The 13,077-nt window shown below is 54.4% G+C and carries 12 protein-coding genes, 3 tRNA genes and 5 other RNA genes; all 20 read left to right on the top strand.

Features of this window, described 5'->3' with window-relative positions; translation table 11 throughout:
* Positions 1-3 precede the first annotated feature (3 nt).
* The 20 genes from odhB to nadA all read left to right on the top strand — a co-directional run bounded on the left by odhB (position 4) and on the right by nadA (position 13,065).
* On the top strand, positions 4-1,221 hold the full coding sequence (gene odhB, locus EPYR_RS12235) for a 2-oxoglutarate dehydrogenase complex dihydrolipoyllysine-residue succinyltransferase (RefSeq protein ID WP_012668711.1): 1,218 nt from the start codon (positions 4-6) through the stop codon (positions 1,219-1,221).
* A gap of 95 nt (positions 1,222-1,316) precedes the next feature.
* Positions 1,317-2,483: an ADP-forming succinate--CoA ligase subunit beta gene (gene sucC / locus EPYR_RS12230; protein ID WP_012668710.1), complete on the top strand. Its 1,167-nt coding sequence runs from the start codon at positions 1,317-1,319 to the stop codon at positions 2,481-2,483.
* Positions 2,483-3,355 (top strand): succinate--CoA ligase subunit alpha, encoded by an 873-nt coding sequence (sucD, locus tag EPYR_RS12225; protein ID WP_012668709.1) that lies wholly within the window; start codon positions 2,483-2,485, stop codon positions 3,353-3,355. The genes sucC and sucD overlap by 1 nt, the downstream gene beginning before the upstream one ends.
* 276 nt (positions 3,356-3,631) lie before the next feature.
* Complete coding sequence (gene ybgC / locus EPYR_RS12220; RefSeq protein WP_012668708.1) at positions 3,632-4,036, top strand: tol-pal system-associated acyl-CoA thioesterase; 405 nt, start codon at positions 3,632-3,634, stop codon at positions 4,034-4,036.
* Between the two features lie 5 nt (positions 4,037-4,041).
* Complete coding sequence (gene tolQ, locus EPYR_RS12215; RefSeq protein WP_012668707.1) at positions 4,042-4,719, top strand: Tol-Pal system protein TolQ; 678 nt, start codon at positions 4,042-4,044, stop codon at positions 4,717-4,719.
* Between the two features lie 13 nt (positions 4,720-4,732).
* Positions 4,733-5,161 carry a colicin uptake protein TolR gene (tolR, locus tag EPYR_RS12210; protein WP_012668706.1) on the top strand — a complete coding sequence of 143 codons (429 nt, stop codon included), beginning with the start codon at positions 4,733-4,735 and terminating at the stop codon, positions 5,159-5,161.
* A gap of 29 nt (positions 5,162-5,190) precedes the next feature.
* Positions 5,191-6,513, top strand: coding sequence for a cell envelope integrity protein TolA (gene tolA, locus EPYR_RS12205; RefSeq protein ID WP_014539206.1), 1,323 nt, complete (start codon positions 5,191-5,193; stop codon positions 6,511-6,513).
* A gap of 114 nt (positions 6,514-6,627) precedes the next feature.
* Positions 6,628-7,920, top strand: a complete 1,293-nt coding sequence (gene tolB, locus EPYR_RS12200) for a Tol-Pal system beta propeller repeat protein TolB (RefSeq protein WP_012668704.1) — start codon at positions 6,628-6,630, stop codon at positions 7,918-7,920.
* A gap of 44 nt (positions 7,921-7,964) precedes the next feature.
* A complete protein-coding gene (pal, locus tag EPYR_RS12195; RefSeq protein ID WP_004156682.1) occupies positions 7,965-8,483 on the top strand; it encodes a peptidoglycan-associated lipoprotein Pal in 519 nt (172 codons plus the stop codon).
* A 9-nt stretch (positions 8,484-8,492) separates the two neighbouring features.
* Positions 8,493-9,290 carry a cell division protein CpoB gene (gene cpoB, locus EPYR_RS12190; protein ID WP_012668703.1) on the top strand — a complete coding sequence of 266 codons (798 nt, stop codon included), beginning with the start codon at positions 8,493-8,495 and terminating at the stop codon, positions 9,288-9,290.
* A 163-nt stretch (positions 9,291-9,453) separates the two neighbouring features.
* Positions 9,454-9,529 (top strand) — tRNA-Lys (locus EPYR_RS12185).
* A gap of 13 nt (positions 9,530-9,542) precedes the next feature.
* Positions 9,543-9,667: non-coding RNA, RtT sRNA (locus tag EPYR_RS19380), on the top strand.
* Positions 9,668-9,687: 20 nt separating this feature from the next.
* Positions 9,688-9,763: transfer RNA gene (locus EPYR_RS12180), tRNA-Lys, on the top strand.
* A gap of 13 nt (positions 9,764-9,776) precedes the next feature.
* Positions 9,777-9,901, top strand: a non-coding RNA gene (locus tag EPYR_RS19375) — RtT sRNA.
* 20 nt (positions 9,902-9,921) lie between these two features.
* Positions 9,922-9,997 (top strand) — tRNA-Lys (locus EPYR_RS12175).
* Between the two features lie 13 nt (positions 9,998-10,010).
* Positions 10,011-10,134, top strand: a non-coding RNA gene (locus EPYR_RS19370) — RtT sRNA.
* 13 nt (positions 10,135-10,147) lie between these two features.
* Positions 10,148-10,272, top strand: a non-coding RNA gene (locus EPYR_RS19365) — RtT sRNA.
* A 13-nt stretch (positions 10,273-10,285) separates the two neighbouring features.
* A non-coding RNA gene (locus EPYR_RS19360) (RtT sRNA) lies at positions 10,286-10,411 on the top strand.
* 929 nt (positions 10,412-11,340) lie between these two features.
* A complete protein-coding gene (locus EPYR_RS12165; RefSeq protein WP_012668702.1) occupies positions 11,341-11,844 on the top strand; it encodes a methylated-DNA--[protein]-cysteine S-methyltransferase in 504 nt (167 codons plus the stop codon).
* Between the two features lie 159 nt (positions 11,845-12,003).
* Positions 12,004-13,065: a quinolinate synthase NadA gene (nadA, locus tag EPYR_RS12160; RefSeq protein ID WP_012668701.1), complete on the top strand. Its 1,062-nt coding sequence runs from the start codon at positions 12,004-12,006 to the stop codon at positions 13,063-13,065.
* Positions 13,066-13,077: the final 12 nt, after the last annotated feature.

Genomic DNA, 13,077 nt, shown 5'->3' with positions numbered 1-13,077 from the left:
AAAATGAGTAGCGTAGAAATCGTTGTTCCTGACCTGCCTGAATCCGTGGCTGACGCCACCGTAGCCACCTGGCACAAAAAAACCGGCGACAGCGTCAAGCGCGATGAAGTGCTGGTGGAAATCGAAACCGATAAAGTGGTGTTGGAAGTACCGGCTTCTGCCGACGGCGTGCTGGAAGCAATCCTCGAAGATGAAGGTGCCACGGTGATTTCCCGCCAGGCGCTGGGCCGCCTGAAAGAGGGCAACAGCGGCGGTAAAGAGACCTCTGCCAAAGCCGAGGTCAATGAATCGACGCCCGCACAGCGCCAAACGGCTTCACTGGAAGAAGAGAGCAATGATGCTCTCAGCCCGGCCATCCGCCGCCTGATTGCCGAGCACAGCCTCGATCCTGCAGCAATTAAAGGCAGCGGTGTCGGTGGACGCATCACCCGTGAAGACGTGGAAAAACATCTGGCGCAGGCTCCGGCGGCAAAAGCTAAACCTGAAGCGGCAGAAGCCGCTGCGCCAGCGGGTCTGGCGAATCGCAGTGAAAAACGCGTGCCGATGACCCGTCTGCGCAAGCGCGTAGCCGAACGTCTGCTGGAAGCGAAAAACAGCACCGCGATGCTCACCACATTCAATGAAGTGAATATGCAGCCGATTATGGCGCTGCGTAAGCAGTATGGTGAAGCATTCGAAAAACGTCACGGCGTTCGCCTGGGCTTTATGTCCTTCTACATCAAGGCCGTTGTTGAGGCGCTGAAGCGTTATCCGGAAGTGAATGCCTCAATCGACGGTACGGATGTGGTTTATCACAACTACTTTGACGTCAGTATTGCCGTCTCCACGCCACGCGGTCTGGTTACCCCGGTGCTGAAAGATGTTGATGCGCTGACTATGGCTGACATTGAGAAAAAAATCAAAGAGCTGGCGGTGAAAGGGCGTGACGGCAAACTGACCGTTGATGAACTGACCGGTGGCAACTTCACTATCACTAATGGTGGTGTCTTTGGTTCACTGATGTCCACGCCGATTATCAACCCGCCACAGAGCGCTATCCTTGGCATGCATGCGATCAAAGATCGCCCGATGGCGGTCAACGGGCAGGTGGTGATCCAGCCAATGATGTATCTGGCGCTCTCTTACGATCACCGTTTGATCGATGGCCGTGAATCCGTTGGCTATCTGGTGGCGATCAAAGAGCTGCTGGAAGATCCGGCTCGTCTGCTGTTGGACGTCTAAACCCTGGCGTGCGGCATGGAATGATGCCGCACCCATCCCTTTATATGGCTGCTTATGGCAGCCCCGTCTTTTCAGACCTGAATGGATAGAACATCATGAACTTACACGAGTATCAGGCAAAACAGTTGTTTGCACGGTATGGCTTGCCGGCACCAACCGGTTATGCCTGCACAACGCCGCGTGAAGCAGAAGAAGCCGCCTCCAAGATTGGCGCTGGCCCGTGGGTAGTGAAATGTCAGGTTCACGCCGGTGGCCGTGGTAAAGCGGGCGGCGTGAAGGTTGTCAACAGCAAAGAAGATATCCGCGCTTTCGCTGAGAACTGGCTGGGTAAACGTCTGGTGACCTATCAGACTGATGCTGGCGGTCAGCCGGTAAACCAGATTCTGGTTGAAGCTGCTACCGATATCGACAAAGAACTCTATCTGGGCGCAGTGGTTGACCGTGGTACCCGCCGCGTGGTGTTTATGGCTTCCACCGAAGGTGGAGTAGAAATCGAAAAGGTTGCTGAAGAAACCCCGCACCTGATCCATAAAATGGCGCTCGATCCGCTGACCGGCCCACAGCCTTATCAGGGCCGTGAGCTGGCGTTCAAGCTGGGGCTGACCGGTAAGCAGGTTGGCCAGTTCACCAAGATCTTTATGGGCCTGGCGACGCTGTTCCTTGAGCGCGATCTGGCACTGGTTGAGATCAACCCGCTGGTGATCACCAAACAGGGCGATTTAGTCTGCCTGGACGGCAAACTGACCGCCGACGGCAATGCGCTGTTCCGCCAGCCCGACTTGCGCGAGATGCGTGACCCAAGCCAGGAAGACTCGCGTGAAGCACATGCTGCCCAGTGGGAGCTGAACTATGTTGCCCTGGAAGGTAACATTGGCTGTATGGTGAACGGTGCCGGTCTGGCGATGGGCACAATGGACATCGTGAAACTGAGCGGCGGCCAGCCGGCCAACTTCCTCGACGTGGGTGGCGGCGCGACCAAAGAGCGCGTTACCGAAGCCTTTAAAATCATTCTGTCTGACGACGCGGTGAAAGCGGTGTTCGTTAACATCTTCGGCGGTATCGTGCGCTGCGACCTGATCGCAGATGGCATCATCGGCGCTGTGGCGGAAGTGGGCGTTAACGTGCCGGTGGTGGTGCGTCTGGAAGGGAACAATGCAGAGCTGGGTGCCAGAAAACTGGCAGACAGCGGCCTGAATATTATTGCAGCAACCAGCCTGAGTGACGCGGCGCAGCGCGTTGTTGCCGCAGCGGAGGGTAAATAATGTCTATTCTGATCGATAAAAACACCAAGGTAATCTGCCAGGGTTTCACCGGTGGCCAGGGGACTTTCCACTCCGAGCAGGCGTTGGCATATGGTACACAGCTGGTCGGCGGCGTAACCCCGGGTAAAGGGGGTAGCGAGCATCTTGGTCTGCCAGTGTTTAACACCGTGCGCGAAGCGGTAGAAGCGACGGGCGCAACCGCATCGGTCATCTACGTTCCGGCTCCGTTCTGCAAAGACGGCATCCTGGAAGCTATCGACGCAGGCATCAAGCTGATCATTACCATCACCGAAGGCATTCCGACGCTGGATATGCTGACGGTGAAGGTGAAACTGGATGAAGCCGGTGTGCGGATGATTGGTCCAAACTGCCCGGGCGTGATTACTCCTGGTGCCTGTAAGATCGGTATTATGCCTGGTCATATTCACCAGCCGGGCCGCATCGGTATCGTTTCCCGTTCAGGCACGCTAACCTATGAAGCGGTCAAGCAGACCACTGATATCGGTTACGGCCAGTCAACCTGCGTAGGTATTGGCGGCGATCCGATCCCGGGTTCAAACTTCATCGATATCCTTAAACTGTTCCAGGATGACCCGCAAACTGAAGCGATTGTTATGATCGGGGAAATCGGCGGTAGCGCAGAAGAAGAAGCGGCGGCGTTTATCAAAGAGCACGTCACTAAGCCGGTAGTGGGTTATATCGCTGGTGTGACCGCGCCGAAGGGCAAACGTATGGGCCACGCCGGTGCCATTATCGCTGGCGGTAAAGGCACGGCCGACGAAAAGTTCGCCGCGCTGGAAGCGGCCGGTGTGAAAACCGTCCGTAGCCTGGCCGATATCGGTGATGCTGTAAAAGCGGTATTGCCGCAGTAAAACCGTCTGGCATGAGCATCATTCAATAACTGGCCGCCTTCAGCGGCCTTTTTTTGTACAGATCCGGTGCCACCATTTTTCAGCCGGTACTCTTTTAGCCTGATCTTTATCGTTATCATTATCAAACATGATTAAACAAGTATGCTGAAATAAGGCAAGTTGTTAGCATGTAATAATTATTTTCTCTCCACTCTGGCAATCCATTCCCAATGAGTATGCTCTTGCGTATAGTAGCAACGTTGTCCAGACCAACGTTTAGCATGATCGGGATGTAAAGTGAGTTCAACGCTGTTTCGATGGCCGGTGCGCGTCTATTATGAAGATACGGACGCCGGTGGTGTGGTTTTCCACGCCAGCTATGTCGCTTTTTATGAACGGGCACGTACTGAAATGCTGCGTCAGCGCCATTTCAGTCAGCAGGTTCTGCTTGAACAGCAAGTAGGCTTTGTCGTGCGGCGGATTACGGTCGATTACCTGGCTGCGGCTTGTCTCGATGAACTGCTTGAGGTGCAAAGCGAGGTTGTTGCCATGACCAGAGCCACCATGACATTTGCACAACGCATTGTAAATGCAGAAGGCCGTGTGCTTAATGAGGCAGAGGTTCTGATTGCCTGCATCAATCCACATCTAATGAAGCCGATAGCGCTTCCCAAGTCTATTGTCGCGGAGTTCAAGCAGTGACTGACATGAACATTCTTGATTTGTTCCTGAAGGCGAGCCTTCTGGTCAAACTTATTATGTTGATTTTGATCGGGTTTTCTATCGCCTCCTGGGCTGTGATCATTCAACGTACCCGTATCCTGAATGCGGCGGTGCGTGATGCCGACGCCTTCGAAGATAAGTTCTGGTCCGGTATAGAGCTGTCACGTCTTTATCAGGAAAGCCAGTCTCGTCGCGATGAGTTAGGCGGATCGGAGCAAATTTTCTTTGCGGGCTTTAAAGAGTTTGCCCGTCTGCATCGTGCCAATAATCACGCGCCAGAAGCGGTGGTAGAAGGGGCAACGCGTGCGATGCGTATCTCTATGAACCGCGAACTTGAAGCGCTTGAAAACCATATTCCTTTCCTTGGCACCGTGGGTTCCATCAGTCCTTATATTGGCCTGTTTGGTACGGTTTGGGGGATCATGCATGCCTTTATCGCGCTGGGTGCCGTTAAACAGGCTACATTACAAATGGTTGCTCCGGGGATTGCTGAAGCGCTGATTGCTACCGCCATCGGCCTGTTTGCCGCTATTCCTGCGGTTATGGCCTATAACCGACTGACTCTGCGCGTGAATAAGCTGGAACAGAACTACGATAATTTTATGGAAGAGTTCACGGCTATCCTGCATCGCCAGGCGTTTTCCAGCGACGTAAGCAAGTAAGCCGGAGGTTAGCATGGCCAGAAGACGTGGTCGCGGTCGCCGCGACGTTAAGTCCGAGATCAATATTGTTCCGCTGTTGGACGTGCTGCTGGTGCTGCTGCTGATATTTATGGCAACTGCACCGATTATCACCCAGAGCGTGGAGGTCGATCTGCCGGATGCGACAGATTCAAAAACTGTCTCCAGTAATGATAATCCACCGGTGATTGTGGAAGTGGCTGGCGTAGGGCAGTACAGCCTGGTCGTCGATCATGACCGGATGGAGCAGTTGCCGGCAGAACAGGTCGTTGCCGAAGCGCAAAGCCGCCTGACGGCTAACCCTAAGACGGTATTCCTGATTGGCGGAGCTAAAGAGGTTCCTTACGAGGAAATCATCAAGGCGCTGAACTTGCTGCATCAGGCAGGCGTGAAGTCTGTCGGATTGATGACGCAGCCGATTTAATTCATTCGAACCGTTTTTGGGAACCGACAGTGTCGAAGGCAACCGAGCAAAACGATAAGCTAAAACGTGCTATAACCCTATCTGTAATCTTGCATATCATATTGATTGCATTGCTAATATGGAGCTCGTTTGACGAAAATATTGACGCCAGTAGCGGCGGTGGCGGTAGCGATATCGATGCCGTAATGGTTGATCCGGGCGCAGTGGTAGAGCAATACAATCGCCAGCAAAATCAGCCAGGCGACAGCCAGCGTGCCGAGCAGCAGCGCCAGAAGCAGGCTAAACAGCAGGCGGCCGAAGAAGCGCAGAAAGCCGCCGCTGATGCACAAAAGCAGGCGGCCGAAGAAGCGCAGAAAGCCGCCGCTGANGCACAAAAGCAGGCGGCCGAAGCAGCGCAGAAAGCCGCCGCTGAAGCACAAAAGCAGGCGGCCGAAGCAGCGCAGAAAGCCGCCGCTGAAGCACAAAAGCAGGCGGCCGAAGCAGCGCAGAAAGCCGCCGCTGAAGCACAAAAGCAGGCGGCCGAAGCAGCGCAGAAAGCCGCCGCTGAAGCACAAAAGCAGGCGGCCGAAGCAGCGCAGAAAGCCGCCGCTGAAGCACAAAAGCAGGCGGCCGAAGCAGCGCAGAAAGCCGCCGCAGATGCACAAAAGCAGGCGGCCGAAGCAGCGNAGAAAGCCGCCGCTGAAGCACAGAAAAAAGCAGCCGAGAAAGCAAAGCAAGCGGCCGCCGATGCGAAAAAACAGGCGGATGCCCAAGCTAAACAGGCTGCCGCAGAAGCCGCTAAAGCCAAAGCGGCAGCAGCGGCTAAAGCGGCTCAGGAAGCGAAACAGCAGGCCGCTGCCGAGGCCAAAGCGCAAGCTGCTGCCGAAGCGAAAGAGAAAGCGGCCGCAGCGGCCAAAGCAAAAGCTGACGCTGCAGCGAAGGCCGCTGCGGATGCGAAAAAGAAAGCGGCTGCTGAAGCGGCGAAAGAGTCTGGTGACGTCGGCGATCTGCTGGGTGACCTTACTGCCGGTAAAAATGCACCTAAGTCGGGCAAAGCTGGCGGCGCGGCCGCAGGGCAGGGCCAGCAGAAAAAAGCAGGTGCATCAGGGGCTGCCATTGACAGCTATCTGGGGCAGGTAAAAGGCGCGATTCAGAGTAAGTTTTATGATGCCGACACTTTTGCAGGTAAAACTTGTGACGTACGGATCAAGCTGGGGCCGGACGGGCTGCTGATTTCTGCCACTGCGGCAAGTGGGGATGCAGCGCTTTGTCAGGCGGCAATTAATGCGGCACGTATGGCGAAGATACCAAAACCACCGAGCCAGGAAGTATGGCAGGTGATTAAAGAGGCCACTATTGAGTTTAAGCCGTAAGATTTTGCTGAACAGTGCTGTGGCCTGTTGAACTAAGTTAAACAGGCAGTACTCTTAGGGTTGTTGATTCATAGCTAATTATCGTGGGTGCTATACCCGGATAAGGGAGAAATAATGAAGCAGGCATTTCGTGTAGCGCTGAGCGTTTTGATGCTGTTTGTCGCGGTTGCGCATGCAGAAGTACGCATTGAAATTACCCAGGGTGTGAATACCGCTCGTCCCATCGGCGTTGTGCCGTTTAAATGGGATGGTCCCGGTGCTGCACCTGAAGACATTGGCGGCATTGTTGCGGCGGATTTACGTAACAGTGGCAAGTTCAATCCAATCGATCGTGCTCGTTTACCCCAGCAGCCCACTTCTGTTGCGGAAGTGCAGCCTGCTGCCTGGACCGCGCTGGGCATTGATGCGGTAATCGTCGGGCAGGTTCAGCCCGGGGCTGATGGCAGCTATACGGTTTCTTATCAGCTGGTCGATACCTCGGGTAATCCGGGTGCGGTGCTGGCCCAGAACCAGTTCAAAGTGACCAAACAGTGGCTGCGCTATGCGGCGCACACCGCCAGCGACGAAAGCTTTGAAAAGCTGACGGCTATTAAAGGCGCATTCCGTACCCGCATTGCCTATGTGGTGCAGACTAACGGTGGTCAGTTCCCCTACGAGCTGCGCGTTTCTGACTACGATGGCTACAATCAGTTTGTTGTGCATCGTTCACCACAGCCACTGATGTCTCCGGCCTGGTCCCCGGACGGTAGCAAAGTGGCTTATGTGACCTTTGAAAGCGGCAAATCTGCGCTTGTTATTCAGACTTTGGCTAACGGTGCCATCAGGCAGGTTGCTTCCTTCCCGCGTCACAATGGGGCGCCGTCATTCTCGCCTGATGGCAGTAAGCTGGCATTTGCGTTGTCTAAAACCGGTAGCCTCAACCTGTATGTGATGGATGTGGGTTCCGGTCAAATCCGCCAGATTACTGACGGTCGCTATAACAGTACGGAGCCGACCTGGTTCCCGGATAGCCAGAGCCTGGCTTACACTTCCGATCAGGCAGGCAGACCACAAATTTATAAAATCGGTGTTAACGGTGGCACAGCCCAGCGCATTACCTGGGACGGTGCACAAAACCAGGATGCGGACGTTAGCTCTGATGGCAAATCAATGGTGATGATCAGCACCAACAGCGGCGCTCAACACGTCGCCCGACAAGATCTGGTAACCGGAGCCGTTCAACAATTAACGGACACGTTCCTGGATGAGACGCCAAGTCTCGCACCTAACGGCACAATGGTAATCTACAGCTCTACTCAGGGTATGGGTTCCGTATTGCAGTTGGTTTCGACGGATGGGCGTTTCAAAGCGCGTCTTCCGGCAACTGATGGACAGGTCAAATTTCCTGCCTGGTCGCCGTATCTGTGATGCATGTGTAAATATGTATGGCAAACTATAATAGGAATTAAATAATGCAACTGAACAAAGTGCTGAAAGGCTTAATGCTGGCACTGCCAGTTATCGCAGTAGCGGCATGTAGCTCGCACAAAAACAACAATAATGACCAGACTAATGGAATGGGCCTGGACGGTTCTGCCAACAGCGGCATGAACAGCGGCAATATGTCTTCTGACGAGCAGGCTCGTCTGCAGATGCAGGAGCTGCAAAAAAACAATATCGTTTATTTTGGCCTGGACAAGTATGACATCCAGTCTGATTTTGCTCAGATGCTGGATGCGCACGCTAACTTCCTGCGTAGCAACCCGTCTTACAAAGTGACAGTAGAAGGTCATGCGGATGAGCGTGGAACCCCTGAATACAACATCGCCCTGGGCGAACGTCGTGCATCAGCGGTGAAAATGTACCTGCAGGGCAAAGGCGTTGCTGACGACCAGATCTCTATCGTTTCTTACGGTAAAGAAAAACCTGCAGTCCTGGGCCATGACGAGTCAGCGTATGCGAAAAACCGTCGTGCCGTACTGGTATACTAAGAGAATCATATGATTAGTAGCTTCAGAACTCATCTCCTGAGTCTGTCGTTACTGGTTGGCGTAGCGGCTCCCTGGGCCGCTAATGCCCAGGCATCAATCAGTAGCGTTGGCTCCGGCTCGGTTGAAGACCGTGTCACCACTCTTGAGCGTATTTCGAATGCTCAGGCACAACTCCTCCAGCAACTTCAGCAGCAGCTCTCCGACTCGCAAAACGATATTGACTCATTGCGCGGTCAAATCCAGGAAAACAGTTACCAGTTGAACCAGGCGGTAGAACGCCAGAAAGGAATCTATCAGCAGATTGACAGTTTAAGTCGTGGAGGCTCTAATGCCGCTGCAACAACGTCCGCTAACGCTGATGCCCCAGCACCGGCTGCGGATGGTGGCGCAGTGGATGACAGCGCTGCTGCAGCCTCTGCTCCCATTCAAAGCGGCGACGCCAATACAGACTATAATGCAGCGGTTGCGCTGGTGCTGGAAAAGAAACAGTACGACAATGCCATTTCGGCTTTTCAGGCTTTTGTTAAGCAGTATCCGGATTCAACTTACCAGCCAAATGCTAACTATTGGCTGGGTCAGCTAAATTATAACAAAGGCAAAAAAGACGATGCGGCCTACTATTTCGCCACGGTAGTCAAGAAATTTCCTAAGTCACCGAAGAGTGCTGACGCCCTGCTCAAGGTGGGGGTAATCATGCAGGAAAAAGGTGATAAGGCGAAAGCAAAAGCGGTTTATCAACAGGTGATCAAACTGTATTCCAACAGCGAAGCGGCTAAAACAGCACAGAAGCGATTTGCATCGCTTTGACGGGGGCAGATGGGCTGTCTTTGCCTGAATTCTGTGCTGACCGCATGAAAGCTAAGCAGTTGGGCAGCCTGTTCTGAAATAGTGGTTGCGCTGGGCATTCAAATCAGTAATATATGCCGCCGTTGCCGGGGGATATGTTCAGAGGATCCAGCAGCGCAAAAGTGGGTCGTTAGCTCAGTTGGTAGAGCAGTTGACTTTTAATCAATTGGTCGCAGGTTCGAATCCTGCACGACCCACCAGTTTCAAAGCAGTCAGTGGTGCAAACCGTGCAGGGTTCGNACCTGCAGCAGGTCGAGTCGAGCGANAGCGAGACAACGTTGCCAGCGGCAACGGCCCGGAGGGCGAGGCGAAGCCGAGTCATCCTGCACGACCCACCCTTGCAGATTCACCGAATTTCGGGTCGTTAGCTCAGTTGGTAGAGCAGTTGACTTTTAATCAATTGGTCGCAGGTTCGAATCCTGCACGACCCACCAATTTCAAAGCAGTAAGCGGTGTAAACCGTGCAGGGTTCGNACCTGCAGCAGGTCGAGTCGAGCGANAGCGAGACAACGTTGCCAGCGGCAACGGCCCGGAGGGCGAGGCGAAGCCGAGTCATCCTGCACGACCCACCCTTGCAGATTCACCGAATTTCGGGTCGTTAGCTCAGTTGGTAGAGCAGTTGACTTTTAATCAATTGGTCGCAGGTTCGAATCCTGCACGACCCACCAGTTTCAAAGCAGTAAGCGGTGTAAACCGTGCAGGGTTCGNACCTGCAGCAGGTCGAGTCGAGCGACAGCGAGACAACGTTGCGTCAGCAACGACCCGCAGGGCGAGGCGAAGCCGAGTCATCCTGCACGACCCACCAGTTTCAAAGCAGTAAGCGGTGTAAACCGTGCAGGGTTCGNACCTGCAGCAGGTCGAGTCGAGCGANAGCGAGACAACGTTGCCAGCGGCAACGGCCCGGAGGGCGAGGCGAAGCCGAGTCATCCTGCACGACCCACCAGTTTCAAAGCAGTAAGCGGTGTAAACCGTGCAGGGTTCGAACCTGCAGCAGGTCGNGTCGAGCGAGAGCGAGACAACGTTGCCAGCGGCAACGGCCCGCAGGGCGAGGCGAAGCCGAAGTCATCCTGCACGACCCACCAATGTAGGAAGGCGCCCTAGAGGCGCCTTTTTGCTGTGCGTGGTTCGTGCAGCAACACAACCTCTTTGCTAATCATCCGCCAGCCAGAGATGCATTACCGCGTAATTGAGCCACGGACGCCATGCTAAAGAGCGCGCTGTAGCCTGCTTCGTGCTATCCCGCCGAGCCTATTACGCACCGCCATATATCCCGCCGGGAACGCATCAGCCAACACAGCGTGCGCAGGGTGAGGTAAGGCGCTGTCCATTCACCGATCCAGGAAGTTGCAGCCGCCGACCCATGTATTGCTCAGGCTGGCTGGCCGCATACAGCTGCCATTCATTCCGGGCGCAATTGGCTGCCAATGCCAGGCTTCTTCGGCCAGGTGAGCTAACCACTCCCAGGCTGTCAAGCTCTGCAAAACGGCATTGCGCCACTTTTTCCGCCAGCTGCGAAAGGTATGACAACTGCGCTAACAGTGTAGTTATCTCTTAGCCAGTGGCCATAGCGAAACGGGTAGTCAGTGAAGGAGTAAACGCTACCTGTAACGCATTTTTCTCCAATACCTGAGTCACCCGTATCCACCCCACTGTGCTCCCCAGGACGCACGGTACGGGCAAAACTGTTCTCCACAACTCTTCCACGCAGGCTAACTACTTTTGTTCAACAGGTTTTCCTGCTGTGATCCCTCCGTGCGCAAACGTGAAGGTGACAGGCGATAATGGCTGCTGAAAACGGCGTTGAAGCGGCGCAGGCTGTTAAATCCACAGGCATCAGCAATGTGTGACCGCCAGCTGAGTTTCACTCGGTACTGCAACGCCCGCCGCAATCGCCGTGTTCGCGCCGCTGGCGGTCATCAAACTTATTTGATCCTGACGTCCGTAAACGGCCAGTGACGAACGCCAGAACAGGCATAATCACTACCGAAACACATCTTCAAGGAGAAGCAACATGGCTTTCTGTTATAAAAAGATGCACTCCCCGCTGGGGGAACTCACCCTGGTCGCCAGCCAAAGCAGCCTGGTAGCCGTTATGTGGGCAGATGCCAGGTTGCCGGGCGCACGTTTTCCCTCACTGGGTATGGAACCGCGCCACGCGATCCTGACCGAGGCGGAACGGCAGTTGCAGCAATACTTTACCGGGCGTCTTCAACAGTTCGATCTGCCACTGGAGTTTGTCGGCACTTCGTTTCAAAAACAGGTATGGGCCGCACTGATTGCCATCCCTTATGGCGAAACGCGCAGCTACAGGCAGATTGCGCAGCAAATCGGCCATCCTGCCGCTGTACGTGCAGTGGGAGCAGCAAACGGGCGAAACCCTTTGCCGATCGTTGCCCCATGTCATCGGGTGATCGGCAGCAACGGAAAGCTGACCGGATTTGCCGGTGGGCTGGCAACCAAAGCTTTCTTACTGCGGCTGGAAGATGGACAGCGATGGGGGGAAGAGGTGCTTTAACCATCGTTATCACATGCTGCCGCTACAGTGAGAAAGCTGGCGACAATGACCTGTATTTCGGTTATCTTGTTTAGCATATAAAACAAAAAAGGCGTCGAAAAGCTGAATGATGGGCATTCTACGTTTAATTAGTTAAGTTAAAGAAACGAGAGCTGTTTTATGAGCCAGATGTTCGATGTTGAAACTACCATTTATCCTTTTCCATCCAAACCTGCCCGCTTATCACCGGATGAAAAACAGGCCTACCGCGAAAAGATCAAACGTTTACTAAAAGAGCGTGATGCGGTCCTGGTAGCCCATTATTACACCGACCCGGAAATACAGGCGCTGGCAGAAGAAAGCGGTGGATGCGTGGCCGATTCCTTAGAGATGGCTCGCTTTGGTAGCCAGCATCCCGCCTCCACGCTGCTGGTCGCCGGGGTGCGTTTTATGGGGGAAACCGCCAAAATTCTGAGTCCTGAAAAAACCATTTTGATGCCAACGTTGCAGGCCGAGTGCTCGCTCGACCTCGGATGTCCGGTCGACGAATTCAGTCAGTATTGTGATGCGCACCCCGACCGCAAGGTAGTGGTGTACGCAAATACCTCTGCTGCGGTGAAAGCGCGCGCCGACTGGGTGGTAACGTCGAGCATTGCCGTAGAGCTGATTGAACATCTTGACAGCCTGGGCGAGAAAATTATCTGGGCGCCTGACCGGCATCTTGGGCAATATGTTCAGCGTCAAACCGGTGCAGATATACTGTGCTGGCAGGCGGCCTGCATCGTTCACAATGAGTTTAAAACTCAGGCGCTGCAAAGGATGAAGTTACTTTACCCGCAAGCCGCCGTGCTGGTGCACCCGGAATCCCCTCCGGCGATAGTCGAGCTGGCCGACGCGGTCGGTTCGACTAGTCAGCTTATCTACGCTGCGCAAACGCTGCCGCACCAGCAGATGATTGTGGCGACCGATCGCGGAATTTTCTACAAAATGCAGCAGGCTTGCCCTGACAAGGAGCTGCTGGAGGCTCCCACCGCTGGCGAAGGGGCGACCTGTCGCAGCTGCGCCCACTGTCCGTGGATGGCAATGAACGGTCTTAAAGCGATTGCTGAAGGCCTGGAGCAGGGGGGGCGGCAGCACGAAATTCTGGTTGACGATGCGCTGCGTGAAGGCGCATTGATCCCGCTGAATCGTATGCTAACCTTTGCAGCGAATCTCAAGCTTAAGGTCAAGGGTAACGCCTGACTGTTCTTTTCA

It is taken from the genome of Erwinia pyrifoliae DSM 12163 (genome assembly GCF_000026985.1).
Taxonomy (GTDB): Bacteria; Pseudomonadota; Gammaproteobacteria; order Enterobacterales; family Enterobacteriaceae; genus Erwinia; species Erwinia pyrifoliae.
The sequence above is the reverse complement of the archived record's forward strand: the minus strand, read 5'-3'. Positions and strand labels throughout refer to the sequence as shown.